The 15,552-nt window shown below is 55.4% G+C and carries 10 protein-coding genes and 2 pseudogenes; 10 read left to right on the top strand and 2 right to left on the bottom strand.

Features of this window, described 5'->3' with window-relative positions:
• The 6 genes from tssI to K5E40_RS22190 form a co-directional block, all read left to right on the top strand.
• Positions 1-2,014, top strand: a 2,014-nt coding sequence (gene tssI, locus K5E40_RS22215; protein WP_221732612.1) for a type VI secretion system Vgr family protein, incomplete at its 5' end; no start/stop codon positions are given.
• Positions 2,011-6,717, top strand: a complete 4,707-nt coding sequence (locus K5E40_RS22210) for an RHS repeat-associated core domain-containing protein (RefSeq protein WP_221732611.1) — start codon at positions 2,011-2,013, stop codon at positions 6,715-6,717. The genes tssI and K5E40_RS22210, both read left to right, overlap by 4 nt.
• Positions 6,718-6,733: 16 nt before the next feature.
• On the top strand, positions 6,734-7,348 hold the full coding sequence (locus K5E40_RS22205) for an Imm43 family immunity protein (RefSeq protein WP_221732610.1): 615 nt from the start codon (positions 6,734-6,736) through the stop codon (positions 7,346-7,348).
• A 304-nt stretch (positions 7,349-7,652) separates the two neighbouring features.
• Complete coding sequence (locus tag K5E40_RS22200; protein WP_221732609.1) at positions 7,653-7,916, top strand: PAAR domain-containing protein; 264 nt, start codon at positions 7,653-7,655, stop codon at positions 7,914-7,916.
• 136 nt (positions 7,917-8,052) lie between these two features.
• Positions 8,053-9,048 carry an ankyrin repeat domain-containing protein gene (locus tag K5E40_RS22195; RefSeq protein WP_221732608.1) on the top strand — a complete coding sequence of 332 codons (996 nt, stop codon included), beginning with the start codon at positions 8,053-8,055 and terminating at the stop codon, positions 9,046-9,048.
• A 53-nt stretch (positions 9,049-9,101) separates the two neighbouring features.
• The gene (locus tag K5E40_RS22190; RefSeq protein WP_221732607.1) at positions 9,102-9,497 is read left to right on the top strand and encodes a hypothetical protein; all 396 of its coding nucleotides are present in this window, start codon (positions 9,102-9,104) and stop codon (positions 9,495-9,497) included.
• 102 nt (positions 9,498-9,599) lie between these two features.
• Here the strand turns inward: K5E40_RS22190 and K5E40_RS22185 are convergent.
• Positions 9,600-10,294, bottom strand: a pseudogene (locus K5E40_RS22185) (tRNA (adenine(22)-N(1))-methyltransferase).
• A 334-nt stretch (positions 10,295-10,628) separates the two neighbouring features.
• Here K5E40_RS22185 and K5E40_RS22180 point away from each other — a divergent pair.
• Positions 10,629-11,576: a Gfo/Idh/MocA family protein gene (locus K5E40_RS22180; protein WP_221732605.1), complete on the top strand. Its 948-nt coding sequence runs from the start codon at positions 10,629-10,631 to the stop codon at positions 11,574-11,576.
• A gap of 115 nt (positions 11,577-11,691) precedes the next feature.
• On the opposite strand, the gene K5E40_RS22175 is transcribed toward K5E40_RS22180, so the two are convergent.
• Positions 11,692-11,976, bottom strand: coding sequence for a DUF3077 domain-containing protein (locus K5E40_RS22175; protein WP_221732604.1), 285 nt, complete (start codon positions 11,974-11,976; stop codon positions 11,692-11,694).
• Positions 11,977-12,345: 369 nt separating this feature from the next.
• Here K5E40_RS22175 and K5E40_RS35105 point away from each other — a divergent pair.
• The 3 genes and pseudogenes from K5E40_RS35105 to K5E40_RS22165 form a co-directional block, all read left to right on the top strand.
• A pseudogene (locus K5E40_RS35105) lies at positions 12,346-12,441 on the top strand (MarR family transcriptional regulator); the annotation flags it as partial.
• 206 nt (positions 12,442-12,647) lie between these two features.
• Positions 12,648-14,150, top strand: coding sequence for a sensor domain-containing diguanylate cyclase (locus tag K5E40_RS22170; protein ID WP_221732603.1), 1,503 nt, complete (start codon positions 12,648-12,650; stop codon positions 14,148-14,150).
• A 305-nt stretch (positions 14,151-14,455) separates the two neighbouring features.
• On the top strand, positions 14,456-15,508 hold the full coding sequence (locus K5E40_RS22165) for a GGDEF domain-containing protein (RefSeq protein WP_221732602.1): 1,053 nt from the start codon (positions 14,456-14,458) through the stop codon (positions 15,506-15,508).
• Positions 15,509-15,552: the final 44 nt, after the last annotated feature.

Here is a 15,552-nt window from a genome sequence, read left to right as displayed (position 1 = left end):
CCTGACCGACCACGCCAACCCGACGTGGAACGACCTGTGGCTGCTCACTGAAATCCTCCACGAAGGCAAGCAGCCGCAAGTGCTGGAAGAGTCGGTGACCAGCGACACCACGGACAACAAGGACGATTTCCACCAAGGCTATCGCAACCGCTTCAGCGCCATCCCGTGGGACGTACCCTACCGTCCGCCGCTCGATCACCCGAAACCGAAAGTCCTCGGCACCCAGAGCGCCGTGGTCTGCGGCCCGGAAGGCGAAGAGATCTACTGCGACCAGTACGGCCGGGTGAAGGTGCAGTTCTTCTGGGACCGCGAAGGCAAGCACGACGACATGACCAGTTGCTGGATGCGCGTCGCGTCGAGTTGGGCAGCGGAAACCTTTGGTTCGATCAACATTCCACGCGTTGGCATGGAAGTGCTGATCACCTTCCTCGAAGGCGATCCCGACCAGCCGCTGATCACCGGTTGCCTGTACCACGGCGCGAATCTGCCGCCGTATAAACTGCCGGATTTCAAGACCCTTGCCACGGTCAAGAGCAAGGAATACAAGGGCAGCCGCGCCAACGAACTGAGGATCGATGACACCACTAGCGAGATCAGCATCGCGTTGCGCAGTGATCACGGCGCGAGTGCGATCAACCTCGGCTACCTGACGCATCCGCGCCCAAGCGGTGGTCAGCCGCGCGGCGAAGGATTCGAATTGCGCACCGACCGCCACGGCGCCGTGCGTGCCGGGGCCGGTCTGCTGATCACCACCGAGCCACGTCCGAACGAATCGAAACACCACAAGGATCTGCCGGAAACCGCCGAACGCCTCGCCACCGCCAGCGATCAGCAAGACGGTTTTGCGGTGCAGGCCAAAGAGCTGCAAGCACAGGAAGCGGGCGATCAGGACGACGTGGCCAAAGCCTTGCACGCCCAGCATCAAGGCGTGCTCGGCAGTGGCCCGGCGAACATGACCGCCAATGAGTTCCCGGAATTCACTGAACCGCATCTGGTACTGGCCAGTCCCGCCGGCATTGCGTTAACCACGCCGCGCTCCAGCCACATCGCCACTGGCGAACACCTGGCATTGAGCAGCACCGGCCACACCAGTCTCTCCATCGGCAAACGCCTGCTGGCCAGTGCCAGTCGCGGCATGCGCCTGTTCGTGCAAAGCATGGGTTGGCGTCTGGTGGCCGCGTCCGGTGACATTGACGTGCGTGCGCTCAAGGACAGCATCAATTTGTTGGCCAAACTCAACATCACCGCCAATGCCGACCGCATCACCATCACCGCCAAGACCGAACTGGTGATCCAGGGCGGTGGCAGCGCCACGACCTACAACGCCGGCGGCATCACCCACGCCACCAGCGGGCCGTACACCGCGCACGCGGCGAACTTCGCCTACACCGGCGCGAAAAGTCTGGCCGGGGTGTTCCCGGAACCACCAAAACCCGGCAAGGGCAACCTCGAACTGTTCAACCAATACGCCGGGCGCCAAGGCATCAAGGAAGGTGATTACGAAGTCATTGATGCGCTGGGCAAAAGCATCAAGGGCAAGCTCGATGGCAAAGGTTTTGCCAGTGTCGCCGGCGCTGCGCCGGGACCGGCGCGCGTGCTGTTCGGTAAGGATCCGGCAGACACCTGGAGCGATGGCAGCTACATCGGCAAGCCGGAATGGCCGTTGAATCCGCCGGGCGCGGAAGACGTGCCGAGTCAGGTGCAAGCAATGGTCGCTCAAGTGTTGCCGAGCAAGAACTGGGACATGCTGGAGAAGGGTAAGGACATGGCACAAACAGGGATGAGTGCGATGCAGACCGCGCAGGGCGCAATGCAAACGGCGCAGCAGGTCAAAGGCGCCGTGCAGGGCGGAGTGGCCGGATTGCCGAAACTGGCGAGTGCCGCCATGCCGAGTGCGTCGAGCATCCTCGGCGCCGCGAGCAAGGGCGGACAGCTACCGACGCTTCCCGCGCCAACGCTTCCAAAACCTTCCTTGAAAACCCCAGGCCTGTTGGCGGGTGAGATGCTGTCATGACCACTGAAAATGCTGTTGTAAAACGTGAATCCGTAGCCACTGTTGTCCCGCTTAATGAGATTCAAGTCGCAGATGTCGGACGCGACGCCGCCAAATTTGATGCCTGGTTGCAGGAGGTCAGTGGTGGCTACGTAACCCTCGACCGAATCAAGAATGTCGCCGGGGCCTTACCGGTGGTTGGCAACATCATGGCATTGGTGGATGTCCTGAACGACATCGCCGTCCTATCAAAGAGCGAGACGCGTGATCCGCTCGACTGGGTGAGCCTGGGCATCGACCTGATTGGCGTGATTCCTTATCCGCCGAATATGGCTGCTGCTCGCATGAGTTTGCGTCCGACTCTCTATCTGGTACGGCAGGAAATGAAGGTCGCCGGCAAGACGTTGCTGGGCGATGCCTTGATCAACGTGATTGTCGGGCACCTGAATGCGACCATCGTGGGCGACATTGACGATTTTGTGAAAACGGCAAAAGCCACACTGCCCGATATTCTTGAAAAATCAGCACAAAAGGGCGAAGAGATTCTTAACGACATCGCCATGGGTTTGAACGCGGTGGTCGATGCTGATCTCAATGCGACGGAGAGTCTCAATCAGGCCGAGAAAAAAATAAGTGGACTCGGAGGGCAGTTGCTGCATGACCCGACGAAGGGGGTCAGCAATATCTATGGCGCCCTGTGTGATGTCTACAAGGCGGCCGGCAAGGGCGTGATCAACAGCGCCGCGAAATATTTGCTGCCTGAAGAAGCCAAGAAACTGGTTCATGAGCAGACAAGCAAACTGGTTGCAATGGGGCCGGAGCTGCGCACTCAACTGAAAAAACTAAGTGATCCCAGAGTACCCTTTTCCATCGGCGCCTTGTTGGCTGTATTGACCAAGGCAGTCGAGGCGTGGAATCTGCGCAACGGTCGTGGGATTGCCGGCCACGTCAAGTTTGGTGGAACCAGCCAGGCCAAGCATCGATTGGGGGAGGGCAGGACGGAAGTCAGAAAGACCGAAGAGCCTGCGAAAAAGAAACCTAATGCAGAAAAGAATGGTACCTGCCCAGGTACTTGCGACAGTATCAGCTTTGCAATGGGATCGGAGAGTGTCGCGCACACCGATTTCAGTCTGGCTGGCTCATTTCCAATTGAGTGGATTCGTACCTACAGTTCCGATATGAAGGCCTATGATCACGATGTGCTGGGCGCACGCTGGATCACTGCTTTCACTACTCGATTCGACCTCGTCGAAGACGCTTTGCTTTTCCACGACGCAGATGGTCGCAGCCATGACTATCCGTTGCCCAAAGTCGATCTGTTTCATTACGACGCCATTGAAAATCTCACTGTGGTACGGGTGAGTGACGACAAATTACTGCTCTGTCGTGGTTTTGAACGCAAGGAAACCTATGTACGTCGTGGCCAGCAGTTTTTGCTGGCCGGTGTGGAGTTGCGAAGCGGCGCTGGCATAATGCTGCATTACGAACACCGCCACGGTAATCAGTCGGTTCTGTCCGACCTGATTACCTATGAGGGGGATCTGAGCAAAGTACATCTGCATCTCGGGACAATGATTGATGAACAAGGACGTTTGACCGGTCTCTGGGAAATTCGTGACGGGGAGCCTCTGCGTCAGCTGTGTTCCTATGTCTACGATTCGGCGGGCGATCTGGTACAGGCACAAGATGAAAATGGCGCTGCTTGGAGTTATCAGTATCAACATCACCTGATCACCCGTTACACCGACCGCACTGGCCGAGGTATGAATTTGCAATGGCAAGGTTACGGTGCCGACGCCAAGGCTGTTCGCGAGTGGGCTGACGACGGCAGTTTCGATACGCGTCTGGAATGGGATGAAAACATTCGCTTGGTGTATGTCACTGACGCGCTCGGTCACGAAACTTGGCACTATTTTGACAGCCTTGGTTATACCTACCGCATCCGGCACGCAGATGATCGCTCCGATTGGCTCTTCCGTGATGACGCCAAGAACGTGATCCGTCACGTTCGGGCCGATGGTCGCTCGGATCGCTACAGCTATGACGAACGAAGCAACCTTCTCGAGCATATCCGTACCGATGACACGGTAGTGCACTTTGCCTACGACGATCACGATCAACTGATCAAGATCAGCGATGCCGAGGGGGGACAGTGGACAAGAGCCTATGACGACTCAGGCAATCTTGTTGAGAGCGTCGATCCACTGGGTAACAAGACTGAATACGCTTACAACCCGGCCGGGATGCCAACCGCAGTCAAAGATGCCAACGGCAATGAAAAGAAACTTTCCTATAACACTTCCGGGCAACTGGTGGAGTACGTCGACTGTTCAGGCAAGACCAGTGCCTGGGAGTACAACGATCGCGGGCAAATGGTTTGCTTCACAGATGCCGCCGGTCAGAGCACCGAGTACGAGTACAAAGCCGGGCAACTGATACTGATCAAGCATCCGGACAAGACCGAAGAGCGTTTTGAGCGCGATGCGGAAGGCCGTTTGCTGGCTCATGTCGATGGTCTAGATCGTTGCACGACATGGAAGTACAACGTGGCAGGATTGATTGCCGAACGGGTCGATGCTCTGGAGCATGCCGTTCGTTATCGCTGGGACAAACTCGGTCGTCTGGTTACGTTGGAAAACGAGAATGAGCGACGCGCCCACTTCAACTATGATCCGGTCGGCCGCTTGCTGGAAGAAACAGCCTTTGATGGGCGCTCAACGCGTTACTTGTATGAACCCGAAACCGGTCGACTTGCGAAAATCTACAACGGAGAGCATTGCGTCGAGGTTCGCTTTGACTCAATGAATCGTTTGGTTGAACGTCGAGCCATTTTGGGTGAACAGCAGCAGAGCGAAACTTTCAATTACGACGGCAATAGCAAGCTGATCATGGCTTGCAATGCCGACAGCCGCTTGCAGTGGTTTCATGATCCGGCGGGCAACATACTGCGCGAACACCAACATTATCTGGGCCTGGAAAGCCCGATGGTCGCCGTATGGCAGCACGAGTACGATGCACTCAATCAAAGGGTTGCCACTGTTCGCCCCGATGGACATCGTGTCAGCTGGCTGACTTACGGTAGCGGACACTTACTGGGCTTGCGTCTGGACGATCATGAGTTGGCCGGTTTCGAGCGCGATGACTTACATCGTGAAGTCGCCCGTCACCAGGGTAACCGCCTGCTGCAAACTCAGAAATGGGATCCCGCCGGACGACTGCAAGAGCAGATGCTGGTACATAGCGATGACAAGTCCGTGCTGCTCAAGCGCGACTACAAATACGATGCAGCCGGTCAACTGACGGATATCAATGATAGTCGTCGAGGCCCACTGTCCTATCGCTATGATCCTGTAGGTCGTTTAATCAGTGCTGTCACGCGGCTTGGAGTCGAAACCTTTGCTTTCGATCCAGCCGGCAACCTTCTGGACGCAAAAGCCTTTGATATCCGCAGGCCCCTGGATCAGGAGCCCGTGCGCAGCAAACTTCTCGATAACTTGTTACGTGAGTACGCAGGCACGCACTATGAGTACGACGAGCGCGGAAATCAGGTCAAGCGTTTGAGTAATGGCAGTGTGTGCGAGATGCGATGGGATCTGTTCGATCGCCTGGTGCATTTCGAAGATGACCGTCTGGCAGTTGATTATGCCTACGACCCACTAGGTCGTCGCCTGCACAAAAACTCCCGAGCGCACTATAAGCATCGTCCAGAGGCCGGATCTCTGTGGAATCGCAATGAACATGCACGCAAACAACGTGAGTATGGTTGCGGCTTCACGATGTTCGGTTGGGACGGTGACAATCTGGCGTGGGAGAGCAGTCCCGCTCAGCTGGATGGTGATACCGGACGCACTGTTCATTACGTTTTTGAGCCCGGTACATTCAATCCAGTGGTACAGGCGCTAAGTCACCAGCCTATTCGTTTAGTGCCTCAACCCATTTACGGTGATGTTTATACACCGGACGAGGATCCGCTGTGGAGTCACGCGCCTGTTCCTCAGCCGTTTGATGCGATTGCGTGGTATCAGTGCGATCACCTCGGCACGCCACAAGAACTTACCGACCAGCAGGGTGAAATGGTATGGAGCGCGCAATACAGGGTGTGGGGACAAGCAATTGAACAACGCTCATCCTCGGCCCAGCGACAAGGGTTGAATAACCCGATCCGCTTCCAAGGCCAGTATCACGATCATGAGACTGGGCTGCATTACAACCGCCATCGGTACTACGACCCTGGCGTCGGTCGCTTCGTGTCTCGCGATCCAATCGGATACGCTGGCGGTATCAACTTCTATCAGTATGCGATCAGCCCGACCCAGTGGGTCGATCCGAGTGGACTGTGCAGTAGCACGCTCAATCGGGCATTGGGCGGCACAGCCCATGACAAAATGCAGGCGCATCACCTCATCCCCGAGGAAGTATGGGGGCGGCAAGCCAGCTTCTTCTCGGATATCGGGATGGGCGGAGAACGGGATAAAAAGGAAAACGGCCTGTTGATGCCTGACAGTGCGGATCAGGCTAAGAAAACCAAGCGTGTTTTTTACCATTGCGGATCGCATGGTAAGGTCTATAGCCCGATGGTTAATAACATGGTGACGACCGTCAGGAGCAAATATGAGGCTGGTGTCATCGACGAAGCGCAGGCGCGAGTTCAGATCTCCGCGATACAGACAAGATTAAGAACAAGCCTTTCGGTGCCCGGCACAACCCAACGCCGACTTAGATAAGGATGGATAGTTTTTTATGGAATATTACGTGCTTTCTCAAAAGGAAGAACGGGGCTGCCCGGCTGGCTTCTTGCAGGCAGATCTTTACGATAAATTTTACTCAGACACCAAAAATGTCGAGTATGGATTTTTCTCATGGTATGCGGAGAAAATCCATTACAAAACGCACACTCCCTATCCAGAAGGTATGGTGTTAATTTCTAAAGATGATTTTTATGATTTTGATATAAGAAGCATCGCTCGATTCTACATAGTCAGTGATGATTTCATGTCTGTTTGCAGGGGGCTGAACGTAAACATTACTGATGCTGTGCCAATCCAGGTAGTTTCCAAAGGAGGGGAAAAAATTTCATCGAAAAGCTACAATGCCGTACTTTTTGAAGAACTGGATGCGCGCTCGGAGACCGATCCGGCTTCTACTTTCATAGAAGAGGATGGGTTGATTTTCAGGTTCAAGAAATTGGTTTTACCTCCCGACTTCAAGCGCGATCTGTTCAAATTCAAGGGTTTGATTTCAGGAAGTAATACGCTTATCTGCTCTCATGAATTCAAAGAGTTTGCAAAAGAAATTAAAGGAGTAAATTTCACGCCTTTGGAGAACGTGCTTTGGTCGGCCGTCAAGCCAATTTGAGTGTGAAGGCTCGGCTTTTTTTCAATCACCAGTGGATCCCAGTTGGTTTGCTTGCGATTGCGAGCCTACTGTGATTACGAAGCACTTCAACACTATTTCGGGATTTCTACTGCAGTGTTCATTCACAGCGGTGAATGTCTACTAGCACTGATTTTTAACAGCCGATTCAGGTTCATCCTCTGGGTGAAATGCTGCCGCCCTTATCAAGCATCTATGGCTGCCAACAAGCGCGAAGTTCATTATCGAGATCCAAGGGTGCGACTAAGAATGGATTGTCGAATAACTCGGTCAAAGGAGTGACAACATGAAGGACGCAATCCGCCTCGGCGACTCCACCACACACGGTGGCAAGGTGCTCGAAGCCTTCTCCCAGACCGACCTCAACGGCAAACCGATCGCTGGGGTTGGTCACAAGGTCAGTTGCCCGTTGTGCAAGGGGGTATTCCCGATTGCCGAGGGCAGTAGCACCTACACCGTCGATGGCGTGCCCATCGCGCTCGACGGCATGAAAACCGCTTGTGGTGCTGCGCTGATTGCCAGTGGCCCAAAAGGGGCGGTTGTCAGCTGAGTCCACATTTTGTGCATTGATTGCCTATCTCCATGGCGCGGGCTCCCGTCGTCCGTTCCATGGCTGAAGCGCGAATGAAGTCGTTCTTTCGGCATTGTCTGAATGTAGATGCTTACTACCCAATCATGAGCTTTATATGCTGAATTCGAATTATGTTTTTAAGCGCCTGTGGATTGCATGTGTCGCAGGTGTTTGCTTCTGTAGCACGAACGTAGCCCACGCGCAGCCAGTTGAGGCCTATCAGAAATTGGATACTGCTGTGCTTCAATACGCGTATTCAAAAGAACAGAAAGACCTGGATAGCGTAAACAAACTGCTTGCAAACGGCGCGAAGCCTGACGCGCTTATTCTATGGCATGCAGCTTATTACAGGAGCCCAGTGCTGGTAGATCGGCTTCTCGAGTTTCCTATCGATGTCAATCAACCAATCAGCGATAACGGTGAAACAATATTGTTATCCGTATTGGGGCATATGGGTGATCCAGAAGACATGAAGGACTCAATGCCCATTGTGCAGAGCCTGATCAAAGCGGGTGCCGACATCAATGTGATTGCTCAAGGCGGAACTAATACCCCGCTTATTGCGGCCGTGGGCATAGAAAATTCGTCGTCGGTCGAAGTGACTAGGTTACTTCTGCAGGCAGGTGCCGACGCCCGGATGCTGACGCCTCAGGGGTTTTCCCCATTGATCGGCAAAGGTGCGAACAATCTGGAATTGATCAAGCTATTGATCGCTGCCGGTACCGATCCCTATGGGGTCAGCAAGGTGGGTTCTACACCTTTGCATTACGTTTGCGTGCGAGCCTATGCTTTGAACGATCAACCTGATCCGCAAGCTGCACAGCGGATTGCCCTGCTGCACAAGGCTGGCACTTCCGTTGATGCCTTTGCACCTCAACAGCAGGCATGGCCTGTTGGCACTCCATTGCTGGAAAGTGCAATTCGTAGCAACCCGGATTGCACAAATGCTTTGCTGGCTGCCGGCGCCGATAAAGATGCACCGGCTTTCCCCCCGGAATATGTGGCACAAGACCCAAAGGTGAAAGGTCAGACTGTCCGTCAAAACATACTCAAATCAGTAAAAAAAGTACCGGATTTGTATTCCGAATCCATTATCAAGTTGTTCCAGTAAAAAAAATCAAGTCAAACAGAGCTCAATGCTCTCTGAAATTTAAAGGAATAAATATGAAGATCGCTTCTTTGATTCTCGCCATGGCAGCAGCTTTCGGCACCTGCAATATCGCTCACGCCGACGGAAAAGATGCTGCCACTCTGAAAGGGATATACGACACTAGCCGCAATATGTCAGGCCTGGTCAAAAATTGTGTCGACAAAGGGTTCCTGAAAGCAGACAGCGTTGAGAGCGCCAACAAGATGGTTGTCTTTGTTGACAATATGCCTGGTGATTTCGACAAACATGACGGCGACAAGAACGAACAGTCTGGTCGTAAGGGCGAAGTGTTGGCTAACGGGGAATACAAGAACCTGGAAAGCAACCTGCCGCCGAATCTGACTCTGAAGCAGTGGTGCGAGCAGGCGGATCAAGGCATGCGCCAAGGATTGAAGCGTGTCGGTCTGTAATCCCGGCTGAAATGATGCTAGGGACTCGAAGGACGCTCGCAGATCGCGAGCGTTTTTCATGTCATCGACCGTGCAGAGTGTCCCTGAAACTGCCTACGCGCATCACGCTAACAGCTCGGCAATCCATTGAGCCTGCTGCGTAACCTCTTGCACCTTCGCTTCGGGCAAAGCCTGCTGCGCACGTGCGAAGTGAGTCAGCGTCTTTTGCTTCTGACGCAGCTTGCGTTGCCACTTGATCAGGAACGCTGGGCTGCGTGCCTGCATCTGTAGAGGGCCGAAGTACAGCTCCTGATCGGTGTACGCCACTGTCTCGGCGCGTTCGGCAACGATGATTTCGTAGTCGAAGCGGTTCTCCTGCAGCACTTCCTCGCTCAGGATGCGGTAGCCATTGTTCATCAGCCACTGGCGCAGTGGCTGCTCGCCGCCGTTGGGTTGCAGGATCAGGCGTTCCGCGCCGCTTAAGCGTGACTTGCCGCTCTCGAGAATGTCGCGGATGGTTTCGCCACCCATGCCGCAGACAGTGATGGCGGTGATCGCGTCTTCCAGTTCGATCGCCGCCAGTCCATTGGCCAGGCGCACGGTGATGCGAGGGTGCAGGTCGTTTTCACGCACGGTACGTTCGGCCGATTGAAAAGGCGTCAACGCCACTTCGCCAGCGACCGCTTTTTCAATGATGCCTCGGCGCATCAGCGCCACCGGGAGATAGCCGTGATCCGAGCCAATATCGGCCAGCCTTGCGCCGGTTGGCACATGCGCGGCCACGCGCTCAGGCGCGCGGACAATGTCTGTTCGTTCAACGGTAACCCCTGTTCAGCACAAACCTGCGGTGTCTATGGCCGCAAAAGGGGTGCGACTCTGGCGAGCAATGCGTTACGTGTCAAATTCCGGCGACAAGGGTCACGCCGTGACCGCTCTGCGTTAGGCCGCACTGGCAATGGATCAGGCGCCTAGATCGGCGCATCCGGCGTCGGAAAGTTACAGGTGCCGATCATGCCGTCGCGGTAGTGCATCGCTGTGCAATGCTTGCCTGATTCATTGAGCCTTTGTGACGTTTGGCGGACAGACGCTTGCGGTGTTTACGGGTAATCTGCCGGTTCGCTGACTAAAACAAGATAAAAGCAGGAGTCATTGATGCAACCGATCCGTCTCGGCCTGGTGGGCTACGGCAAAATTGCGCAGGATCAACACGTTCCAGCGATCAACGCCCATCCTGGATTCCAGTTGGTGGCAGTCGCCACACAAGGCAAGCCTTGCCCCGGTGTAGAGAATTTTCAGTCCTTGAGCGAGTTGCTCGAAAACGGCCCGCCGGTTGATGCGATTGCGTTCTGTACGCCGCCGCAAGGGCGTTTTGCTCTAGTGCAACACGCATTGACTGCCGGCAAACATGTGCTGGTAGAGAAACCGCCCTGCGCCACGTTGGGTGAAGCGTTGGCGTTGGTGACTCTGGCCGAGCAGCAAGGCGTCAGCGCGTTGTTCGCCTGGCATTCGCGCTACGCGCCCGGCATTGCCGCGGCCCGCGACTGGCTCGCGACGCGCACCCTGCAAAGCGTGCAGATCGACTGGAAGGAAGACGTGCGCAAGTGGCACCCCGGTCAGACCTGGATCTGGCAGCCGGGCGGCCTGGGCGTCTTCGATCCGGGCATCAATGCCTTGTCGATCGTGACTCACCTGCTGGCTCTGCCGTTGTTTGTCGAATCCGCCGAACTGCGCGTGCCGAGCAACTGCCAGTCGCCGATTGCCGCGTCCATCAAAATGTCTGATGCGTGCCACCTCGATGTGCGCGCCGAGTTCGATTTCGACCATGGTCATGATGAGCTCTGGAGCATCGAAGTTCGCTGCGCCGAAGGTGTGCTGCGCCTGGATAACGGTGGCGCGCTGTTGAGCATTGACGGCGTGCGCCAAGCCGTGTCGGAGGAGGGTGAGTACGCAGCGGTGTATCGGCATTTTCAGCAGTTGATTGGCGACAAGGTCAGTGATCTGGATCTGCAGCCGTTGCGGTTGGTGGCGGACAGCTTTTTTGTCGGCAGTCGTGTGGCGGTTGCGCCATTCTTCGACGAGGGAGCGCCCCCGCACCCCTAGACGACATCGCCTCTGTCGCTGACGAAGGCTGCGATCTATTGATCTGCAAAGTCAAAAGATCGCAGCCTCGTCTCAGTCGACAGCCCGCATCAGAATCGCGACTGACTCTGCCGTTTCATGCTTGGCCCTCAGCCCGAGCGGCCTGCAAACCATCGACCGAAGCCTGCACCAACGCCCGCGCTGATTCGAGCATCTGCTTGCTTGCCCAGTGCAGCGAGGCGCTGTGTTCCGGGCGTGTGGCGGTGGGGGCTTGATGGGCGAGCGCTTCGGCGCAGTTGAGGTAAACCGTAGCGTGCTCGAGAGCGTCGAGCAGTGGGATGTCGGATTGGACGGCGAAGAGGTGGTGATCGACGTGGTCACAGCGGGAGAAGGGGGTGGATTTTGTAGTGGGATCGGTCATCGGTGTAGCCTCTTGGAAGTCAGAGAACTGCCACTTCATCGCCGTCAAACGAATAGGTGGCAACTGTGTGCAGGTTGACGGACCGGTCCAAGACACCCGGCGCACCCGAAGATGCCCCGCACACAGTCACCATTGAACTGTGCGTCGGGCACACGAGTGCACGCACACATTGGAGAGCAATGTGCGTCTTGGACTTTTCGAGCCGTCAAACCCGGTCACGAATGAGTCGTGACAGGCGCGAGGATAGGCAGTGAGGGCAGGGCCGTCAACCGCCATAAACCGGGCAGAACAGAGCCAAACCCCTGTGGGCGCTAGCCTGCTAGCGATAGGCGAAACCGATCGATATCACAGACTCGGGCCAAATCATCCAGGTCTGTGTTCATCGTTCGCGAAGACCCAACCACCGCCCGATTACGCATGCTCTACATCGACGCCCGTGCGCAGGGCCTGGGCATCGGCGGTCGTAGAGGCAACGTCTTGAACGTAAGCTCATCCATTAAGGATCCAGCAGTTCGCGATACCGCGATTTACTTTTACCGCCCGCATAATCTGTTGCTGCAGCGAGCTAACGCTGCTTGTATCCTTGCCAGCGCGAGGACAAACGGCGGCAGGCATCGCCATGGCCGATAGTGGCTGGAACGCAAAAAATGGACTTTCCATAAGGTAGTGACGTGAAGCGTGATACCCACCTGGTGGTGCTTTTACTGTTGGTGATTGGCTGTTCTCTGGCGTCGCTGACGGTCTGGAAAGTATTAGCTTCTCGAGAGCGTGCACTGGCAGAAGTGGACGTACATGGGTTGAACCTCACCCAGGCGCTCGCCACCTATTCCGAAGGCATTGTCCGGCAAAGCTCGTTGCTCTTGCTCGGGCTCGTCGAGCGCCTGGAAACGGAAGGCAGCGGCCCGGCACAGATCGAACGGCTCAGTGCCTTGATCAGCCGGCAGGAGCCCCTGATGCCACAGCTCAGTGGCATCACGGTCTACGATAATCAGGGCCGCTGGTTGATGTCCTCCAATGGGCCGATTCCCTTCGGGGCGAACAGCCGTGATCGGGCCTATTTCATTCATCACCGCGACGATCCATCCCCAGAAACCTTCATCGGCCCGCCCATCCAGAGCCGCTCTAATCAAGAGTGGGTGATCACCGTCAGCCGGCGCTTCAATGATGCGCATGGAGCGTTTGCCGGCGTGGTGGCGGTCACCTTGGGCATTGAAAACTTCCTTCGGTTGTTTGGAACGATCGATGTGGGGCAGGACGGTGCCATCGGCTTGTCCTATACCGATGGTACGTTGCTGGTTCGTTATCCCTTTCGCGAGCAGGACATGGGGCGCAACTTTTCCAAGTCGCCCATCTATGCCAAGTATCTCGTCGATCGTTCAGTCGGCACTGCCTCGTTTACTTCCAGTCTGGACGGTGTGGAGCGGCTCTACGCCTTCCGCAAAAGTGACCGGCTGCCCCTGATCACGACTATTGCGCTCGGTAAACACGAAGCCCTCGCCGCCTGGCGAACGGAGGCGTTGCTGTCAGGGGTGGTGGTGACGGGGCTGCTGGGACTTACCGGTCTGATCGGTTGGTTTTTGATCGTGGATATCCGCCGGCGAACCAAGGCCGAAGACCAGTTGCGCGAGACTCAACAGCAGTTGCTCTCATCGAATCGGCAACTTGAGTTGCTCGCAATGAAGGACGCCCTGACCGGGTTGGCAAATCGGCGCTGCTTTGATCAAAGCCTTGCCATGGAAGCACGGCGCGCTCGGCGTGAGCGCACGACGTTGGCATTGCTGATGATTGATATCGACTACTTCAAACTGTTCAACGATTCGTTCGGCCATGTCGCCGGCGATGTGTGCCTGCAGAGCGTCGGCAGAATTATCGAGGAGTGCGTAAGACGACCCTCGGATCTCGCTGCACGTTATGGTGGGGAGGAGGTGGGCGTCATTATGCCGACCACCGATGTAGAGGGCGCTGCGGTGGTCGCGCAACTCATTCTCGACCGCTTGACGCAGGAGAACATCCCGCACAGCGCCAGCCCGTTTGGACGCGTGAGTGTGAGCATCGGGATCGCCATGGCTAATGGCCCGGAACTGGATCACTTGCAGGGTTTGATCGAAGTGGCAGATAAGGCGCTGTATGACGCCAAGGCGCTGGGGCGTAATCAGTGGGTGGTCGGCGTTTAAAATCGGTCTTGCTGTTGATAGAGGCTCGAGGCATTTTTGTCCCGATGGGCTACCGGACACGAACGACTGATATCAAACAAATACCGATGTTTACACCTGTGTACGTAACCAAGAGCGATTCAGGCTCAAGAAACTCCGAATGACCATCCTCTTTAATAAAGCGGCCAGTAGCCACTAGACAGCTGATGCATAGCCTCGTACCTTCAGTCCAACGCCCCACGAAGCCTTTTTACGCCTCATTTGCTGTTCTGAGGCAGTCAACCTGAAAACCGGATTTATACCCGGACATTGAGGTAGCCGGTTCGATGCAAGGGACACACTCGCAAAACCCACCCAGGCACGACGCTCGGCCAGAATTTTGGCAGCTTTCCATGCGTTGCTGCCAGTTGGCAGGCAGCGTAGATGTTGCCTTTTTTTTCATTTTTCTGATTCTTGGCTCTCCCATTTTGGCCTGGATAAACGTGGTCAGCGTGGCCATGTATGTCTACGCCTATCGCGCGTTCAAGCAGCGACGAAATCGCTTGGCTGTTCTGCTCATACGCATTGAAGTGCTCGTGCACGCCGGGCTGGGGACGGTTCTAGTTGGCTGGGGAAGTGGTTTTCACTATTTCTTGCTGATGTTTATTCCGGCCCTGTTCGTTAGCATGCGGGCCCGTAGCGCCTGGATATACGCCGGTTGGTTGTGGGTTTACTACGTAAGCCTGGATGTACTGATGTGGTTCGTAAGCCCTCTGCAACCGATCTCCTCCAATGCCCTGTTGGGTGTGCATATTTTCAACCTGACAGTCGTGTTCTGCATGTTCAGTTATCTTGCGCTGTTCTATGTGGTCACGGTCACCCGTGCGCACAAGAGTCTTGGGCGTATGGCAACGACGGACTCATTAACCGGCCTGTTCAACCGTCGTCACATGATTGCGCTAACCGAGAAAATTTTGGCACGGCATCATAGACGACCTAGCAATCTCACCTTGATGTTGATGGATATAGATCACTTCAAGCAGGTCAATGATCTATACGGTCACGATACCGGTGATCGTGTACTCGAAGCAGTGAGCCAATTGTTCAAATGTTCAATGCGTGAGCAAGATTTTATCGGCCGCTGGGGAGGCGAAGAGTTTCTTTTCATATTGCCGGACACGGATTTTAGCCATGCAACTGATAGCGCGGAGCGCATACGCAAGGCGGTCCAGGCATTGGAGATTTACAGTAATGGCCAAAAGGTCAGCATTACTCTGTCCATCGGCATCACTCAATACCGCGCTGAGGAGGCGCTCAGCGACGCCATTGCACGGGCCGATTGCGCGCTCTATGAAGGCAAGTCAGCTGGACGCAACAGGGTAGAGGTTGCAGAGGCTTAGCTAACACACTCGAACACTGTTTTGAGTGAGCGACGAACGATAGA

This window comes from Pseudomonas baetica, assembly GCF_019733355.1.
In the GTDB taxonomy this organism is placed as follows: Bacteria; Pseudomonadota; Gammaproteobacteria; order Pseudomonadales; family Pseudomonadaceae; genus Aquipseudomonas; species Aquipseudomonas baetica_A.
Note: the sequence above shows the minus strand (reverse complement) of the source record. Positions and strands in the feature narration are given on the sequence as shown.